We start from the raw sequence: 18,701 nt of genomic DNA, 5'->3' as shown, positions 1-18,701 counted from the left end.
TGGGCGATTAAAAACGGAATGTTATTACGGCAAACGATTTGAGACGTTCGAACAACTGGAAAAAACGATTCATGAATATATTCATTATTACAACCATGAGCGCATTCAGGGGAAACTAAAAGGACTCTCAGCCCTGTGAATTACAGAACTCAGTCCTTGAACTAAATCAGTCTAACTTTTTGGGGTCAGATCATTATTCACCCATTTTTATTATCTAGAAACGCCTTCAAAATACCTGCAGTAAACTCTTTACGTAAATAAAAGCCCAAAGGCAAGGTATCTATCACTTCCCCATTTTTGCCAATGCCTTTTGTCACAGAACGGCTATTTGCACCCTTCGGGCGAAGTTGCATCACTTCCCCAATTCTAGCGGTAATTTGATCCAATTTGCCAAGTACAATTAAATCCATCAATTCTTCCCAATCTTGTTTTAATTGACGTTCTTGCTCAGCTGTTGGCTTCCATAAAATTGGCGCGCCGATATGGCGTTCACGTAATGGAATATTACGGGTGCCTTCAATAGGCATCCAAAGTACACAAGAAAGTTTATGACGAACGTGAGAATTTTCCCATTTAACCCCTGAATTTTGTACCAATGGTGCAAGGCTCACAAAGGTGGTTTCAAGAGGATAACCCTCAGCATTAATCGGCAATGTTTTAAGTTCAACACCTAAATGAGAAAAATCCTGTTCAGCTTTACTCCCTGCTGTTGCACCTAAAGCACGCTCTAATAACATGCCTACCCAGCCTTTATCACGTTTTAAATCAGGCGGGACAGGAATATACAGTTCATCAGCTAACTCCCCAAAAGTTAAGCCTGCAATAGATTGCGCTTGGGAAAGTAATTGTTCAAGGGTTTGTGGAATCATTCGTGATATTTCTTAAAAAAGCGAGGCTTAGTATTTTCAGTGCCTTTATCAATATAGGGAATTTTCTCTAACTGTAATAAAAAACGTTTTGCCTCTAAGCCACCACCAAAACCAGTTAAAGTACGAGCTTTGCCTAAAATGCGGTGACAAGGAATAATAATACTAATCGGATTACTGCCTACCGCACCGCCCACGGCACGAACAGCTTTAGGATTATTAATCCGTAACGCCAGCTCTCCATAAGTTGAAAGTTCGCCATAAGCAATTTCGCGCAAGGCTTGCCAAATGGCTTGTTGAAACGCTGTGCCTTCAGGTTTTAAAGAAATGTCTGAAAAACGCTCAACTTCCCCATTAAAATATCGTTCAAGAGCTAACCGCACTTTTTGAAAAACAGGCAATTCATCTTGCTTGTGCCATTTTGGATTAGGTTCATATTGCTCTTTTTCAAAATCAATATGAGTAATACTTTCACCATCAGATAAAATCAAAAGCCGTCCGACTGGTGAAGGATAATAAGTGTAATAAAGTGCGGTCATTTTTCACCTTGTTTTATAAAAAGAAAAGCACACTTCGTGTGGAAGTGTGCTTTATTATGCTAAATTTTTTAACGGATTAGAAACTATAATTTAAGTTTAAGCCGTAAAGATTTGCGCTTGCTTTAGAGGTGTAATTTGCAGTAACAGTAGCAAGACCTGCAACAGTTTGTTTTTCTGTAAACTTAACCTTTTTACCCTTTAAGTAAGCGTATCCCAGATCCACTGAAAGATTTGGAGTAAATTTATAGGTTGCACCTAAGCTATACCACATACGATTAGTATCAGGGATTGCCGCACTAGCATGTTCAGTTGCAGCAGCTTGATCATAAGCAATACCTGCGCGTAAAGTTAATTTGTCATCTACATTATAAGTTCCACCTAATGCAACACGTGAACTATTTCTATAGTACATTTTCTTATGGAAGGCTTCTTTTCCATCAGCGTGATAGCTTGCATATAAGTTTTTTAAACGGCTCCAATGGGAATATTTATAACTATAGTGCATCGCAAATTTTTCAGTTAATTGGTGGAATCCTGAAAACTCTAAGTAATCAGGCAAATTAAGCTTTAAACCACCTTCTTGACCAATACGCTGAGCTTGTAAACTAGTTGCCGTGCGATCCGTAAAGTCAATATCTACTTTAGAATGGTAAGCTAAACCAATTCGATGATTTTCATTAAATTGATACATTACGCCTGCATTCCAAGCAAAAGCCCAAGCTGCTTTGTCTTGTAATTGAGTTAATATTTTATCTTTTGATGTTATGGAATGACGTAACGCCGCAACGTCAGGAGCATATTTAGGAGGAATGTGAATTTGCCCCATATCAATTCCTGCACCTACTCTACTCACAGCGTCAGAAATAATGCCTGCACGACGCTCAATTTTTGCTTGAGCATAAATCGCATTCAAGCCTAAACCAGCACTAAATCCCTCAGTAACACGATAAGAACCACTTAGGTTTAAATTTAACGCAGTTAGATCTGTTGTTCCACCAAATACACCGCCATTATATTTGTTATCGTATTCACTCTTTAAACCAAAGTTCACATTCATTCCACCACCAAGAGCAAATTTTTCGTTAATTGGTGCGACAAAATACATATTTGGCACAAGAGAACCAGGAACGATACTACGGTGTGAAGCTGAGCCTGAAGCAAGTAATCCTTTTGGATTTTGTTGGCTCATAGCTAGTGGAGAAGTAACATTTACATCGCCATTCATATTAATCTTAGAATCCACATAAACGCCCCCCACAGAAAATTGATTCGTTTTAAATAAACTCATCAAAGCCGGGTTAGTTGCTACTACTGATGCATTATCTGCAATCGCCGCTTCACCCGCATACGCGCGACCAAGCCCAGAAGTAGAAACTTCCGCCAATTGGAACGCTGCAGCATTTGCCCCACTAGCTGCTAATAACATCGCAGTTGCTAATACAGATTGATTAAATTTTTTCATTTGGAAACCTTTGTTATAAATAAAAATCTGGGCGATTCTAAAACCCGAATCTATTGAGTGCAAATTCATTTCCTTGTTTTTATTAGAGTTCCGACCAGTTAGCGGGAACTTTTTGCATTTAATGGGCTCTTTTGTTCAATTTTTGTCATTTATGGGGAAAAAGAAAAATGATAAAATGCGCCAAAATATTCATATAAGGAAAAGAAAATGACAGTAAAATGCAAAGCAGAAGAATCCTTAACTTGTAGTTGTGTTGATGTAGGCACGATTATTGACGGCTCTGACTGTAGCGTAGAAGTACATCAATTTTATAGCACAGAAGCAGATGCAAATGCAGCGCTTGAACGATTAACGAAAAAAGCTCGCGATACAGAAAGCGATCCTTGCGAAATTAAAAACGAAATCGTGGCAGTTGAAAACGGCGTTCAACTAAATGCCTCTTTCACTTTTAGTTGCCAAGCAGAAGCGATGATTTTTGAACTCGCAAATCGTTAAAAACAATTGAAAATTTGACCGCACTTTTATTGGGTTAGAATAGTGGACGTTTTAAAAATGCTTACTATGAAAGTGATTTTTAAAACGTCCACGAAATTTAATATCCATCTTCTTGCATATTCGGCAAAAATTTCGCTTGCTGAATGCGCTTTACTTCCGTACGAATTGAACCATCTGAATGTAACTCAATTTCACGCCAACCAGGCTGTAACGTATCAAGAGAAAAATACTGGCAATCAGGTTTAAATTGAATACAAGTTGCTGGCGTTGCCATCACTTGATAACCATTCCATTCACTGTTTACTTCTTGATGAATATGCCCATACAAAATAGCCTTCACATTAGTAAAAGGCGCGAGCACTTCTGCCAATTCGTGAGAATTACGAAGGTTATGTTGATCAAGCCATGCGGAATTAGTTGGTAATAAATGATGGTGTAATACGACCAACGTATAACGTTCAGGATTTTTTCCTAAGGTTTCTTTTAATAAATCGAGTTGATGCTGGCTTAGTTGCCCATGTGGTACACCGTAAACTTGGCTATCCAACAATAAGGCTTGCCAATTCTCGCCCAATAGAAGATGTTTTGCCGAGTTCATTGGTGGTTGATTTAAAAATTCTGCCATTTTAGGCTGAAAATCGTGATTTCCCGGAATCCAAAATACGGGTTTATTAAAAGGTTTCATCATTTCTACAAAGCGAATGTAACCTTCATCACTACTATCCTGCACCAGATCGCCTGTAGCAAGAATCACATCAAATTGGTTATTTTCTTGCTGAATTTCCTTTAATACTTGAGCAAAACTTGCTTGTGTATTTACCCCCAATAATTCAGCGCTTTCATCTTTAAATAAATGGGGATCCGTAATTTGTAATAATTTAATAACAGGCTTTTCCGTCTGATAAACAAACGTATTTTTCATTAATGCCCCCTAACTACACTTCCAACGCTGTTGTAACTGAGCATAATTTAATTGAAGCCACTGCAATCCAATCACTGCAATGCCATTATCAATTTTCCCCTCGCACATCCATTGATACGCCTGTTCACGTTTTACTACGTGTACTCGAATGTCTTCATTTTCTTCAGCCAAACCGTGGATACCTTTTGCTTGTGAACTATCAACCTCACCAGCAAATAAATGAATCCGCTCCACCGTTCCACCTGGGCTATCCCACACACTTAAGCAATGCGTTAAATTTTTTACTTGAATCCCTGCTTCTTCTTCACTCTCACGCAAAGCAACCTCTTCTGGCTTTTCGCCTTTTTCCACCATACCTGCAATTAATTCGAGTAACCAAGGCGAACGATGAGATTCAGGATGATAAGCCGCGCCAATACGAACTTGTTCAACTAAAATCACCGAATCTTCTTTTGGATCATAAGCGATAACCGCTGAGGCGGCGCCTTTAATAAGTAATTCTCGGGTTACGACGCCACTTTGCCCCCCAGCAAAAAGTTTATGTTTAAATTGGATTTGTTTAAGTGTGAAAAAACCCTCATACAAAGTTTGTTCACCCAATATTTCGATATCTTGTTGGCTAAAATGTTGAATTTCTGACATCTGTTTTCTCCAAAACTGCGCGCAAAATCATACGCTTAAAAGACTACAAAAAAAATAGAAGGTTTCCACTTTTTGTTGAAAGTTTGAAGTGAGTCACAAAATAAAATACCGTGATAATTTATCAATAATCACGGTATTCTTTTTTCGTAAGATAATGTTTTACTCCATTTTTACAAAATAAGCATCTTACAAAACCTTACTCACAATTTTTCCATCAGCCACTTGAGTTGTAATGAAGTCCCCTTGATTTACATCTTTCACGCTAACAATGGCTTTACCTTGCGAGTTCACTGCAATGGAATAACCTCTCGCCAATACCTTCAACGGGCTTAAACCATCCAATTTTCCACATAACGTTGCCAGTTTATTTTGACGCTCCGTCACTTGGCGATTTACACAAAAATTTAACCGCACTTGTAACTGCTCTAAGCGTTGTTGGTGACGTTGCACTCGATATGGCAATGGATTTTGTTTCAAACGAGAAGAAAGTGCGGTGAATTTTTGTTGTGTATTTTCAAACTGACGCCACATAGCAAGTTGCAAACGATGCGTAAGCTGTTCATTTTTCGCTTGTTGAGCTCGTAACTGATTCTGTGGATGTTGATTGTGTAATCGTAAGGTTAGGTGTTTCAAACGCTGGCTTTTTCGCGTAAATAAACGATCAAATGCCATATCTAAACGTTGCTGTTGATGGCGCAGTTGTTGCAATAATTCATCTTGATTACGACTAACTAACTCAGCCGCAGCAGAAGGGGTCGGCGCACGAAGATCTGCCACAAAATCGGCAATCGTCATATCTGTTTCGTGTCCCACCGCACTGATAATGGGTAAGGTTGAACGAAAAATCGCTCGCGCCACTTCTTCTTCATTAAAACACCAAAGATCTTCTAATGAACCACCACCACGACCCACAATTAATACATCCACTTCTTGTCGCGCATTAGCAAGTTCAATCATTTGCACAATTTCTGCTGTCGCCTCTTTGCCTTGTACTGCAGTGGGATAAATGACGACTTTTAAACTTGGATCACGGCGTGCCAAAATATGCAAAATATCTTGTAATGCCGCACCTGTAGAAGAGGTAATAATCCCAACTGCTTTACTAAAGTGCGGTAGATTTTTCTTGAGATTTTGAGCAAATAATCCTTCCGCAGCCAACTTCATTTTTAACGCTTCAAATTGCTGTTGCAACAAGCCCTCGCCAGCTGGGTGCATAGAATCAATAATAAGCTGATAATCACCACGAGGCTCATATAAACTCACATTGGCACGCACAAGCACTTGCATCCCATTTTGCGGACGAAAAGCAACACGCAAATTCTTCATGCGAAACATCGCACAACGCACCTGTGCATTTTCATCTTTCAGCGTTAAATACCAATGCCCAGACACGGGTTGCGTAAAATTGGAAATTTCCCCCGTTAGCCAAATTTGGGAAAAATTGCCCTCAAGCATCTGACGCGCAGCAGAGTTGAGTTGAGATACGGAATAAATATTGTCTGACATGTTATTCAATTAACACCCAACCATCATCAACCCAGTTACAAATTGAATCCAACAACAAATCCATCGAAATTTCAAGATCTTCAGTTTCATTCACTAAATTAGATAGAAATGTCCAATCCAAACTTTCACCATCAGATAAGCGTTTCAACACTTCAGTTTCAATTACATTAAGTTCATCTAACCATTCGCCATTCGCATAAATACGCAACGGATTTTCGGTGTAAAGCAATTTACAATTGTTGTCTTGAGAAAGGAATGCGCCATCCTCTTCTAAAATTGACCGCACTTCATCAGGATCACACATTTCATCAGAGACTAATAACTCGTAACGACGAGAACTCACCGCACTTGCTACGGCTTGCTTAAACAACGCATCAAAAGCTTCTGAATGAGTCAATTTATCCAATAAAAGCTGTTTCATCGCTTGAATATTTTCATCCGCAAGTTTACCTGTACGTTGTTCAGACTGGATTAAACGTAGCGGTAAATCAAACTCGCTTAAATTCAAATCAGGATCTTGATGACAAAAACCTTTGCTTATTCCATCAATCAAATTACTTAAATTTGGATAACGCAAGCCAAAAGAAAAGGTTAAACAATCATCTTCAGCTACGCCATAATGTGCCATACGCGCTGGAATATAGAGAATATCGCCCGGATTCATCACTTCATCAATCACCAATTCGCCCATATCATCAAAAATTCGGATCGATTGATTGGGTTTAAATTCAGTGCTTGCATCACACCATTTACCCACTTGCCAACGACGATGGCCATAGCCTTGCACCAAAAATACATCATATTCATCATAATGCTTACCAACGGAGCCACCTTTCGGCGCGTAAGACACCATAATGTCGTCACGTTGCCATTGAGGAATAAAGCCAAATTTATTCCAAAGTTGTCCTAATTCAGACGACCATTGCTCCAAATTTTGAACCAACACCGACCATTTCTCTGGCAATTGTTGGAAATCCTTTTCGCTCAAAGGGCTAAAAAAAACTTTCCAATCATCATAAGAAAATGTCTTCACTAAACGAGCGGTGACATCTTCATTTTGCGCGAGCTCAATAATATCTTGTGGCTCAAACTGCCCAACAATTTCAGGCAAACCGTTCCGAATCACAAGTGGCTTTTTCTGCCAATAATCGCGTAGAAAAATTTCTGGCGTGATATGTTCAGGTAAACAAAAATCAACAGATGAAAGTGCGGTCATTTTTAAGCTCCTTTTTCTTTGGCTGCAGCTTGCTCTGCTGCACGTTTACGGCGAATTTCTTTCGGATCAGCAAGTAATGGACGATAAATTTCAATACGATCGCCCTCTTTTAATACATCAGTCAATTTTATTGGACGACTGAAAATCCCAATTTTATTTGTGCTCAAATCAATCTCTGGAAATTGGCTTAAAATCCCTGATTGCGTAATCGCCGTTTGCACGGTGATTCCTTCATCAACTTGAAAAGATTTCAAATAATAACGCTCCGGCAAAGCATAAGCGATTTCAATGTTAATCTGATTCATTTTTACTTCTTTGTTAAAAAATTTTAACCATTATAACGGAAAAGTGCGGTGACTTTTAATGATAAATCACGAGCAATAACGTCACTCAATTATAGCCGCTTGTTTTAGCGTTATAGATTGAGAATTTAAGGCTTTTTCGCTACAATACGCCACTATTTTTTACATCATCAAATAAAAATGTCAGAAATAAAACTCATTGTTGGTTTAGGCAATCCTGGCGATAAATATACCGATACACGCCACAATGCGGGCGAATGGCTTATTGAACGCTTGGCACGTCGTTTTAACGTTTTGCTAAATCCAGAAAGTAAATTCTTCGGAAAAACTGCCCGCACTTTAGTGAATGGAAAAGAAGTTCGCCTTTTAGTACCGACAACTTTTATGAATTTAAGCGGTAAAGCGGTTGGGGCATTGGCAAGTTTTTACCGTATTAAACCTGAAGAAATTTTAGTGATTCATGATGAATTAGATTTACCACCAGGCACAGCAAAACTCAAACAAGGCGGCGGGCACGGCGGACATAACGGTTTAAAAGATATTGTGGCTCAATTAGGCAATAACAATAATTTCTACCGTTTACGCATTGGCATTGGGCATCCTGGCCATCGTGATTTAGTGGCGGGTTATGTTTTAAATAAACCATCACCGGCAGATCGCGATGCACTTGAAAAAGTGCTAGATGAGGCAACTGATTGTGTAGAAATGATTTTCAAAGATGGAATGGTCAAAGCAACCAACCGTTTAAACAGTTTCAAAATTTAAAAGTGCGGTTAGTTTTACAACCGTTTTACTCAAAATAAGGAAAAATTATGGGATTCAAATGTGGTATTGTGGGATTGCCAAATGTCGGCAAATCTACTCTTTTTAACGCACTCACTAAAGCTGGTATTGAAGCCGCAAACTATCCATTCTGTACTATCGAACCAAATACGGGTGTAGTACCAATGCCAGATCCGCGTTTAGATGCATTGGCAGAAATCGTTAAACCTGAACGCGTATTACCTACCACGATGGAATTTGTGGACATCGCAGGCTTAGTTGCAGGTGCTAGCAAAGGCGAGGGATTGGGTAATAAATTCTTAGCAAACATCCGCGAAACAGACGCAATTGGTCACGTAGTGCGTTGCTTTGAAAATGACGATATCGTGCACGTTGCTGGGAAAATTGACCCACAAGATGACATTGATACTATCAATACTGAATTAGCTTTAGCAGACTTAGACAGCTGTGAACGAGCAATCCAACGTTTACAAAAACGTGCAAAAGGTGGCGATAAAGAAGCTAAATTTGAACTTTCCGTTATGGAAAAAATCCTTCCTGTGCTGGAAAATGCAGGAATGATTCGCTCTGTTGGGTTAGACAAAGAAGAATTGCAAGCAATCAAGAGTTACAACTTCTTAACTTTAAAACCAACAATGTATATCGCAAACGTGAATGAAGATGGTTTTGAAAATAACCCATATTTAGATCGCGTTTGTGAAATTGCAGCAAAAGAAGGAGCAGTTGTTGTTCCAGTATGTGCAGCGATTGAATCTGAAATTGCAGAACTTGATGATGAAGAAAAAGTCGAGTTTTTACAAGATTTAGGCATTGAAGAACCGGGATTGAATCGCGTAATTCGTGCTGGTTACGCACTTTTAAATCTTCAAACTTATTTCACTGCTGGCGTAAAAGAAGTACGAGCTTGGACAGTTTCAGTCGGCGCAACTGCACCAAAGGCAGCCGCTGTAATCCACACCGACTTTGAAAAAGGCTTTATCCGAGCAGAAGTTATCGCTTATGAAGACTTTATCCAATTCAACGGTGAAAACGGTGCAAAAGAAGCGGGTAAATGGCGTTTAGAAGGCAAAGATTACATCGTACAAGATGGCGATGTAATGCACTTCCGATTCAACGTGTAAAAACACATAAAAAAATAACCGCACTTTTGACGCATAAATCAAGGTGCGGTTTATATTTTATAAAAGGAATATTATGTCATCTATTAAATATCGCCCAGAAATTGATGGGCTACGCGCAATTGCTGTTATTTCAGTCATTATTTATCATCTTAATGAAAACTGGTTATCTGGTGGTTTTCTTGGGGTGGATATTTTCTTTGTTATTTCTGGTTTTCTGATTACGGGTATTATTATCACAGAAATTCAACAGAATTCTTTTTCGTTTAAGCAATTTTATACTCGACGAATTAAACGAATTTATCCTGCTTTTATTACAGTAATGGCATTAGTGTCTTTCATTGCGTCTGCTATTTTTATTTATAATGATTTCAATAAATTAAGAAAAACGATTGAATTAGCTATTGCATTCCTATCTAATTTCTATCTAGGATTAACACAAGGTTATTTTGATTTAAGTGCGAATGAAAACCCTGTATTACATATTTGGTCATTAGCCGTAGAAGAACAATACTATCTTATTTTTCCACTTATCCTAATTTTAGCTTATAAAAAAATTAGAGAAATTAAAGTATTATTTATTATAACGCTAATTTTATTTTACTTGCCACCTCTTTTATTCCAGCTAACTTTTACAAAGAAGTATTGCATCAGCCTAATATTTATTATCTCTCTAATCTCAGATTTCCTGAATTACTTGTAGGATCTTTGTTGGCAATTTATCATAATCTTTCAGCAAGCAAGCAAGCAAGCAAGCAAGCAAGCAAGCAAGCAAGCAAGCAAGCAAGCAATGTTATTGCAATATTAAGTACATTACTATTATTTTCCTGCTTATTTTTAATGAATAATGATATTGCATATATTCCAGGTATTACTTTAATTCCCCCCTGTATTTTTACAGCATTAATTATTCATACCACATCACAAAATAACATTATTAAATTATGTTTATCTAATAAAATAATAGTATTTATTGGAAAAATCTCTTATTCTCTTTATTTATATCATTGGATTTTTATTGCGTTGGCTTATTATATAACGGGCGAAAAACAAATTAACAATCAATCTATCGCTATAGTAATAGTATTAACAATAATTTTTTCAGTTCTAAGTTATTATTTAATCGAACAGCCAATTAGAAAATCAAAACTAAACTTTAAACAAAGTTTTCTTTATATTTATTTTATTCCTTCTCTTTTACTCTTAGGATTTAATCTTTATAAAAGACAAATAATGCGAGTTGAACAAGAGCATATTGAACAAGAAATCCCCGTTTCTAATGAAAATCATTATCCTGCTAAGGTCATTATTTTAGGCGATTCTCATTCTTCACATTTAGAAGCTTTTCTAAACTACGTGGGAAATAAAGAAGGCTGGAAAGCAGATATTTTCAAAGATAAAATTGAATGTAGCTTTCTTGTGAATGATCAATATCAATTAGATCCTAATTGCCAATCTGTATGGCAGAAAGATTCTCAATATAAAGCGATATTTATTTCAGCATTTTATGACTTGAAAATGGGCGGACAACCAGTACCTCGCTTTAGACCCGAAACTTTCATTGAACCAGACTTTAAAGCGCGTTTTAAAGAAACAGTGAAACAACTAGCGATGCAAAAGCCCGTATATGTTTTTGCTAATAATAGTTCAGTAAGCCGTTCTCCACTGCGTGGTTACTTATTAGAAAATTATGGACTTGAAAAATACTTAACTCCAATTCATCGTATGGGAGATATTGATGCGAGTAACAAAATCATTCACGATTTAGTCAAAGATATTCCTAATGTTTATTGGGTAGATGCTCAACAGTATTTACCAAAAGATAGTGTTATGGCAGAGGGAAAATACTTGTACGCTGATCAAGATCACTTAACAAACTTTGGTGCTTACTATATGGCAAAAGAATTTAGTAAATACCAACGAGTGATGACACCTGAACAAGTGAAAAAACTCTATGAGTAAAAACGAAAAGCGTTGAGCTATTTGCTCAACGCTTTTTTATATTTACTTAAGTACATCAACTAACTTTTCACCAATAGGTTTGCGCCATCCAATCAGCAACTCTGGCAGTTTATCTTGAGAACAATTATATTTCCAAACCCATTTAATCAATTCTTCCAAAGTGCGTTTACTCGCAACGATTTCAGGGGTTAAACCTGCTGGTGTTAGGCTATTCACTTTTTCTTGTAACAATCGAATTGTTTTTTTGTAACGAGGATCTTCAGAAATACGTTCAATAGGTTTTGGATAGTCGTCAGAAGAAACACCTCTTGCTTGAGCAAGTAATTGTAAAATCTTTTTACCACGCACACGCACTTCATTTTCAGTTAATCCCATTTCTAACATTTCAGATGTATTACGTGGATTATTCTTTGCCACTTTCCAAAGATTATCTGATTTCACAATATAAGACAGGGCTAAATCACGTTCTATCGCGACGTTTTGTCGCCACTGCGCCAAAATTCTTAAACGAGACAATTCTAATGGATTTAATTTCCAAGCATTTGGAATATCTAAATAAGCTTTTTCTGAATCTCGTTCTTGTAATTTATGCGTTTTAGAAAGAGCAAGTTCGCAATCATCTCTTACGGCTTTTTCCCAAGGTGTTTTCGCTAACTCTTTTTCAAGAATATGATAAAGCGGCAATAAATACCAAACATCACCTGCTGCATATTGAAGTTGAATATCAGAAAGGGGGCGTTTGATCCAATTAGTGCGAGTTGCACCTTTATCGATTTCTACATTTAAGTATTGTTGTGCTAATTTTGCCAAACCTGCAGATGTGCCAAGCCCAAGAAAGCGTGCCATAATTTGCGTATCAATCATTGGGCGTGGAAGCTGATCAAATTCTTGTAAAAAAACCAATAAATCTTCACTACAAGAATGTAAGATTTTTAATACCTTAGGATTGGCTAATAGTGCAACAAAAGGCGAAAAATCCGTAATCGCTAAAGGATCAATTAAAGATACGCGTTCTCCATCATAAAGTTGGATTAATCCCAACTTAGGAAAATAAGTGGAAACACGCATAAATTCTGTATCTAAGGCGACCGCACTTTTCATCTGAGCCAAATTACAAATTTCCAATAGTGCAGCATTATCCGAAATGACTCTAAAGTGCGGTGGATTTTGACATTCTTTTATCATAGTGATTTTTTATTTAAAAAGAACAAAAATGGGATATTGCTATCCCATTTTGACATTAATGTTTTGGACGTTTTGCGATCTCTTCATCGCGTAAAACCCGACGTAAAATCTTGCCAACATTGGTTTTTGGCAGTTCGTCTCGGAACTCAATTTCTTTTGGCACTTTATAGCCTGTGAGATATTGACGACAATGGTTGCGAAGTTCATCACGAGTTAAACTATCGTCTTTTTTCACCACAAAGATTTTTATCGTTTCGCCAGAAACTGCGTGAGGAACACCAATTGCCACAGCCTCAGACACTTTGTAATTCAGCATAACGACATCTTCAATTTCATTTGGATAGACATTAAAGCCAGAAACCAAAATCATATCTTTTTTACGATCCACAATGCGTAAGCTATATGATTCATCCATAATGACAATATCGCCAGTTGCCATCCAACCATCTTTTAACACTTCACTTGTCGCTTCAGGTCGTTGCCAATAACCTCGCATGACTTGCTCGCCTTTCACCCATAATTCACCAGGCTCGCCAATTTTTGCATCTGAACCATCATCTTTAATGATTTTTATATCAGTATTTGGCACTGGTACACCAATAGTGCCATTATGTTTCACAACATTAATCGGACAAGCTGCGATTAATGGCGAACATTCCGTCATTCCATAACCTTCAATGATGTTACATCCCGTCAATTCGTGCCAACGTGTTGCTACAGACTGTTGAATAGCCATACCCCCACCTACAGAAAGTTTTAAAGCAGAAAAATCAACTTCTTTGAAATTTTCATTATTTAACAAGGCATTAAATAAGGTATTTACACCAGTGATCGCTTCAAAACGATATTTTTTCAACTCTTTCACAAATCCTTCAATATCTCTCGGATTAGTAATTAAGATCGCCGTTACACCTAACTCTAAAAATAATAAGCAGTTCACCGTTAAGGCAAATACGTGATAAAGAGGCAAGGCTAAAATGGCAGAACGAGTGCGAGAATGATCACCGATAAATGGCTCAGCAATCCATTTTGCTTGGAAGACATTGGTTATAATATTTCCGTGCGTCAGCATCGCACCTTTCGCTACACCTGTTGTGCCGCCGGTATATTGTAAAAAGGCTAAATCTTCGCGTTCCATTTCAGGGCGAACATATTGGCGATATTTACCAATACTCAATACTTCGCGGAACGTCACTGCGTGCGGTAATTTATATTTCGGCACGAGTTTTTTCACATATTTCACGACAAAATTGACTAAAGTACGTTTACCAAATGAAAGTTGATCGCCCATTCGGGTAAGAATAACGTGTTTAACATTGGTATTGAAAACGACTTTTTCCAAGGTAGAAGCAAAATTTGATACTACGACAATCGCTACCGCACCACTATCTTGCAACTGGTGCTCTAATTCTCTCGGTGTGTAAAGAGGATTGACATTTACTGCAATTAAGCCCGCACGCAAAATACCAAAAAGTGCGATAGGATATTGCAGTAAATTTGGCATCATTAATGCCACGCGATCTCCACGCTGAAGTTTAAATTCATTTTGCAAATACGCGGCAAATGCACGACTGCGCTCTTCTAATTTACGAAAAGTAAGTACTTGCCCCATATTAATGTAAGCGGGGCGATCTGGATGTTCGCGCACAGCTTTGTCGAACATATCCAAAATAGATTCATATTTTGAGGTATCCAGAAATTTTTCAGAACCTTCTGGATAATTTTGAAACCAAATTTTTTCCATTTTTTATCCTAATTTGTTGGAAAATCTTTAAGATTTTATCATTTAATTCAAATAATAGCGAATTTCAGGCTGGACATACCAAGGGCGATATCTCCATCTAAAAAATCCCCAATCATCTTCATCCCAATCATCTGCTGGATAATCATGGGTAGTACTAAGTGTCCAAATACGGTATTTATCAGGTTGAATAACAGGATAAGTATAATCAGCTTGTTCTATCTTGCCTTTCTCTGTTCCAGCTAATTGCCCACCTACAGTAATATAACGTTCTTTTAAATTTTCAGGGTCCACAAAGCCGTTGAAATACACAATAAAACGGCCATCTGATTGAAATTCAACGAATGGTTTACCTGAAATTGATGATACTGGTAAACTTAACACTTCAATTTTTGTTTGATTTGGTAAAACAGTCGCCTGAACAATTTTCCCTCCAAGTCGAACAGTTTTACAATGACAGGTTAAATCTTGAGAGGAAATCTCGCGATAGGAATTAATAGAGAATAGCTCTTCTTCTAACCCTTTCGGCGGTGCCATACAGCCAGTCAATCCCAAGCAAAGTGCGGTAAAAAATAAGGTGATTTTGCCTTTCATTTTCTATCCTCCAGTTATTTAAACTTATTCACGTCCTGGTAATTTTTTCCAAGTAACCTCGTTTCGCAAATAAATCGGTTCAATCTCTAAAGCTGAAATTGTGCGTTTTTGCAAGTATTCTACTCGTGCGAGCTCCAGCATATATAAGGCATTAGGTAACACAATATCTGAGCTTGTTAGATTTTTTTCAGTAAATTGAGAATACGCTGCCCAACCAGTCCCAACTCTAAATGCATTATCATCTCGAAGCTGTTTAATAGCTTGTTCTGGGGAACAAACTTGTTCAGTTATGATTTCTCGCCATTGAAAAAATTCCCCGACATCAGACCGCACTTTTTCTCTCACTAATTGAGAAAAATAAACTTCATTCATTCTGGCATCAATCGCGGCAACAACATTTTCTGCTTGATGTAATTCAAATGCCGCCTGTGCCATTGCGGTTAAATTTGAAATAAGAATGACAGGCAAATCCGCACCAAACGCTAAACCTTGTGCAATCCCAGCACCAACACGAACACCAGTAAAACTACCAGGCCCACGCCCAAAGGTAAGCGCATCAACTTGATTTAAACGTAAACCCGAATTTGCCAAAATTTCATCAATCATGGGTAAAATTCGTTTGGTATGAGTGCGTTGTGCAAGTTCATTAATATGTGTTTTCTCACCACGATGAAATAAGGCGACAGAACAAGCTTCAGTTGAAGTATCTAACGCCAATAAAGTTAAATTTTGCATTATTATTCTCGTTTATTTATTTTGTAAGAATTGTATCACTTTGTTGAGATCACGGGTACGACTTGAGTTAGGTAAACTTTTCAAAAATGTTTCGCCATAATTGCGCATCACTAATCGATTATCACAAATAATCACAACGCCACGATCTGTAACATCGCGAATTAAACGCCCAACGCCTTGTTTCAACGTAATCACCGCTTCAGGAATTTGAATGTCATTGAATGGATCGCCACCTTGTAAACGGCAATCCTCAATACGGGCTTTCAACAAAGGTTCATCTGGCGCGGTAAAGGGAAGTTTATCAATAATCACTAAAGAAAGTGCATCGCCGCGCACATCTACACCCTCCCAAAAGCTAGAAGTTGCTACCAAAACGCTATGCGTTTCTTTTATAAATTGCTCGAGTAATTTTCCTTTTGAGGTTTCGCCTTGTAATAGAATAGAAAGATTACTTTTTTCACGAAAGTATTCTGCTAAACCACGCATCATTGAATAAGAAGTGCAAAGAACAAAACAACGCCCTTTGTTTGCTTCAATCACGGGTAATAACATTTCACCTAGTGAATTTAATGTATTCACTTGATTAGTATTCGGCAAATATCGAGGCACACAAAGCAAAGATTGTTCAGGATAATTAAAGGGACTATATAAAATTTTTTGTGTCGCATTTTCAATACCTAAACGTTGGCAGAAATGATTAAAAGTTCCCCCCACTTCTAATGTCGCAGATGTGAATATCCAAGCCGCTTCTTTCGCTTCGAGCTGAGCACCAAATTTATCGGCTACTGTCAATGGCGTAATATGTAAACCAAACTGGCGACCATTTCCTTCATACCAATAACAATAACCCACAATATTTGTTTCTGATAAATGTTTGAGCTGGATTTTAATGGACTCAACACGCTCAAAAATACTATCTAAAGTTTGAGAACGACCAAGTGCTAATTTAATTACTTCAGATAAAAAATCTATTTTCTCTTGTAATAATTCAAAGGCTTTTTTCACCGCACTTTGCGTGTAAAGCTCACGCCAATTTCCTCGAACATTACTCCCATTACCCAGTAATAAACGAAAATCTTGTACCACTTTCAGTAAGGTATCAGATGTTGTGCCAAACTGTTGCATATCTTTAAGTTCTGTGCGGTAAACAATATTAATATCCTTACACAAATCAAAAAGCTGGCGTGATGTTAAAGATTGACCAAAATATTGACTGGCAATATCTGGCAGCTGATGAGCTTCGTCAAAAATAATCACTTCTGCATTTGGAATAAGTTCGCCAAAACCACTTTCTTTCACAGCCATATCAGCAAAAAATAAATGATGATTAACTACAACCAAATCAGCATTTAATGCTTTTTTACGCGCACTTGCTACATAACATTCTGAATAATTAGGGCAATCGGTGCCTAAACAACTTTCAGCTGTACTCGTCAGTTGAGGAATAATTGGGCTATCTTCTGCAAGCTCGATACATTCTGTGAAATCGCCTGTTTTAGTACTATTGTTCCATGTACGTACTTTACTTAATTCGGCTAAAACGGACTTATCTCCAAGCACACCTTGAGCAATCACTTGCTCTAAACGTTCTAAACAAAGATAGTTTGCTCGACCTTTTAGCAACGCAATTTTTCCCGTGAAATTAAGGGCTTTTTTAATAGCAGGAAGATCTCGATTAAAAAGCTGATCTTGAAGATTTTTAGATCCTGTAGAAATAATTGTTTTTTTACCAAATACTAGAGCAGGAGCCAGATATGCAAAGGTCTTTCCTGTACCCGTTCCAGCTTCAATAACAAGGGAAGATTTATTTTGGATTGACTCGCCAACAGCACGTGCCATTTCAATCTGCTCAGTTCGAGGTCTAAAACCTTTGATACTTTGACTTAATTCGCCATTAACAGAGAAAATATTAGAAATGCGATCTTGATAATTCATTAAATTAGAAAAATATAAATTTTTATTAGTTTAACAAACTTATAAAAAATCGTATATGAAGATAGCAGTTTTATTAAAACTAAAATTAGACTCTTATTTGATTAAATAATGAGTAAATTCCAAAAAACAAAAACCCCAGTCATCCAACTGGGGTTCTTCTGTTTTTATTTAATTTAACTTAGATAAGTATTTGGTAACCTGGCGGTGCCCTACTCTCACATGGGGATGCCCCACACTACCATCGGCATTACAGCGTTTCACTTCTGAGTTCGGTATGGTGTCAGGTGGTTCCACCGCACTATCGCCGCCAGGATAATTCTTTGATAACTTTTATTCTAACTTCTATCTATGTTCTTCATTGGCCACAAGCTGAACGTTTAGTTAATTTCTTTTTCTTTCACTCTGTTTTCCAAAAACACTTGAGCGTTGTATAGTTAAGCCTCTCGGGCAATTAGTACAGGTTAGCTCAATGACTCACATCACTTACACACCCTGCCTATCTACGTCTTAGTCTTAAACAACCCTTACTGTCTTAAAGACAGGGAGAACTCATCTCTTGGCAAGTTTCGTGCTTAGATGCTTTCAGCACTTATCTCTTCCGCACTTAGCTACCCGGCAATGCGTCTGGCGACACAACCGGAACACCAGTGGTGCGTCCACTCCGGTCCTCTCGTACTAGGAGCAGCCCCAACCAATTC

16 protein-coding genes, 2 rRNA genes and 2 pseudogenes are annotated in these 18,701 nt (G+C 37.7%); 5 read left to right on the top strand and 15 right to left on the bottom strand.

Annotated elements, in window-relative coordinates:
- Nucleotides 1-165: pseudogene (locus DV424_RS08675) on the top strand (IS3 family transposase); the annotation flags it as partial.
- 32 nt (nt 166-197) lie between these two features.
- On the opposite strand, the gene mutH reads toward DV424_RS08675, so the two are convergent.
- The 3 genes from mutH to DV424_RS08660 form a co-directional block, all read right to left on the bottom strand.
- A complete protein-coding gene (gene mutH / locus DV424_RS08670) occupies nt 198-869 on the bottom strand; it encodes a DNA mismatch repair endonuclease MutH (protein ID WP_118859739.1) in 672 nt (223 codons plus the stop codon).
- The gene (locus DV424_RS08665; RefSeq protein WP_118859738.1) at nt 866-1,405 is read right to left on the bottom strand and encodes a methylated-DNA--[protein]-cysteine S-methyltransferase; all 540 of its coding nucleotides are present in this window, start codon (nt 1,403-1,405) and stop codon (nt 866-868) included. Before DV424_RS08665 ends, mutH begins: the two co-directional genes overlap by 4 nt.
- Nucleotides 1,406-1,481: 76 nt before the next feature.
- Nucleotides 1,482-2,867: an outer membrane protein transport protein gene (locus tag DV424_RS08660; RefSeq protein ID WP_239993579.1), complete on the bottom strand. Its 1,386-nt coding sequence runs from the start codon at nt 2,865-2,867 to the stop codon at nt 1,482-1,484.
- 207 nt (nt 2,868-3,074) lie between these two features.
- Here DV424_RS08660 and DV424_RS08655 point away from each other — a divergent pair, with 207 nt between their 5' ends.
- Complete coding sequence (locus tag DV424_RS08655) at nt 3,075-3,362, top strand: YfcZ/YiiS family protein (RefSeq protein ID WP_118859736.1); 288 nt, start codon at nt 3,075-3,077, stop codon at nt 3,360-3,362.
- 97 nt (nt 3,363-3,459) lie between these two features.
- Here DV424_RS08655 and cpdA read toward each other — a convergent pair whose 3' ends face one another.
- The 5 genes from cpdA to DV424_RS08630 form a co-directional block, all read right to left on the bottom strand.
- Complete coding sequence (gene cpdA, locus DV424_RS08650) at nt 3,460-4,284, bottom strand: 3',5'-cyclic-AMP phosphodiesterase (RefSeq protein WP_118859735.1); 825 nt, start codon at nt 4,282-4,284, stop codon at nt 3,460-3,462.
- A 9-nt stretch (nt 4,285-4,293) separates the two neighbouring features.
- A complete protein-coding gene (nudF, locus tag DV424_RS08645) occupies nt 4,294-4,926 on the bottom strand; it encodes an ADP-ribose diphosphatase (protein ID WP_118859734.1) in 633 nt (210 codons plus the stop codon).
- A 186-nt stretch (nt 4,927-5,112) separates the two neighbouring features.
- The gene (gene xseA / locus DV424_RS08640; RefSeq protein ID WP_118859733.1) at nt 5,113-6,432 is read right to left on the bottom strand and encodes an exodeoxyribonuclease VII large subunit; all 1,320 of its coding nucleotides are present in this window, start codon (nt 6,430-6,432) and stop codon (nt 5,113-5,115) included.
- Nucleotide 6,433: 1 nt separating this feature from the next.
- Entirely contained in the window at nt 6,434-7,648 is a 1,215-nt protein-coding gene (locus tag DV424_RS08635) for a ribosomal protein uL16 3-hydroxylase (protein ID WP_118859732.1), read from the bottom strand.
- 2 nt (nt 7,649-7,650) lie between these two features.
- Entirely contained in the window at nt 7,651-7,953 is a 303-nt protein-coding gene (locus DV424_RS08630) for an RnfH family protein (protein WP_118859731.1), read from the bottom strand.
- A gap of 177 nt (nt 7,954-8,130) precedes the next feature.
- Here DV424_RS08630 and pth point away from each other — a divergent pair, with 177 nt between their 5' ends.
- The 3 genes and pseudogenes from pth (at nt 8,131) to DV424_RS08615 (ending at nt 11,813) form a co-directional block, all read left to right on the top strand.
- The gene (pth, locus tag DV424_RS08625; protein WP_118859730.1) at nt 8,131-8,715 is read left to right on the top strand and encodes an aminoacyl-tRNA hydrolase; all 585 of its coding nucleotides are present in this window, start codon (nt 8,131-8,133) and stop codon (nt 8,713-8,715) included.
- A gap of 47 nt (nt 8,716-8,762) precedes the next feature.
- Entirely contained in the window at nt 8,763-9,854 is a 1,092-nt protein-coding gene (ychF, locus tag DV424_RS08620) for a redox-regulated ATPase YchF (protein WP_118859729.1), read from the top strand.
- 73 nt (nt 9,855-9,927) lie between these two features.
- Nucleotides 9,928-11,813: pseudogene (locus DV424_RS08615) on the top strand (acyltransferase family protein).
- A gap of 42 nt (nt 11,814-11,855) precedes the next feature.
- On the opposite strand, the gene rnd reads toward DV424_RS08615, so the two are convergent.
- From rnd to DV424_RS08580, 7 genes are all read right to left on the bottom strand, one after another.
- The gene (rnd, locus tag DV424_RS08610) at nt 11,856-12,998 is read right to left on the bottom strand and encodes a ribonuclease D (protein WP_118859728.1); all 1,143 of its coding nucleotides are present in this window, start codon (nt 12,996-12,998) and stop codon (nt 11,856-11,858) included.
- A gap of 55 nt (nt 12,999-13,053) precedes the next feature.
- Nucleotides 13,054-14,742: a long-chain-fatty-acid--CoA ligase FadD gene (gene fadD / locus DV424_RS08605; protein ID WP_118859727.1), complete on the bottom strand. Its 1,689-nt coding sequence runs from the start codon at nt 14,740-14,742 to the stop codon at nt 13,054-13,056.
- 42 nt (nt 14,743-14,784) lie between these two features.
- Nucleotides 14,785-15,333: a Slp family lipoprotein gene (locus DV424_RS08600; protein WP_118859726.1), complete on the bottom strand. Its 549-nt coding sequence runs from the start codon at nt 15,331-15,333 to the stop codon at nt 14,785-14,787.
- 24 nt (nt 15,334-15,357) lie between these two features.
- The gene (gene tsaB / locus DV424_RS08595) at nt 15,358-16,068 is read right to left on the bottom strand and encodes a tRNA (adenosine(37)-N6)-threonylcarbamoyltransferase complex dimerization subunit type 1 TsaB (RefSeq protein WP_118859725.1); all 711 of its coding nucleotides are present in this window, start codon (nt 16,066-16,068) and stop codon (nt 15,358-15,360) included.
- Nucleotides 16,069-16,080: 12 nt separating this feature from the next.
- The gene (locus tag DV424_RS08590) at nt 16,081-18,003 is read right to left on the bottom strand and encodes a DNA repair helicase YoaA (protein ID WP_118859724.1); all 1,923 of its coding nucleotides are present in this window, start codon (nt 18,001-18,003) and stop codon (nt 16,081-16,083) included.
- A 196-nt stretch (nt 18,004-18,199) separates the two neighbouring features.
- Nucleotides 18,200-18,315, bottom strand: a 5S ribosomal RNA gene (gene rrf / locus DV424_RS08585).
- A 118-nt stretch (nt 18,316-18,433) separates the two neighbouring features.
- Nucleotides 18,434-18,701 (bottom strand): 23S ribosomal RNA (locus DV424_RS08580); the annotation flags it as partial.

Source organism: Haemophilus haemolyticus, from assembly GCF_003493605.1.
Classification (GTDB): Bacteria; Pseudomonadota; Gammaproteobacteria; order Enterobacterales; family Pasteurellaceae; genus Haemophilus; species Haemophilus haemolyticus_J.
This window is presented reverse-complemented; position numbering and strand designations above follow the sequence as displayed.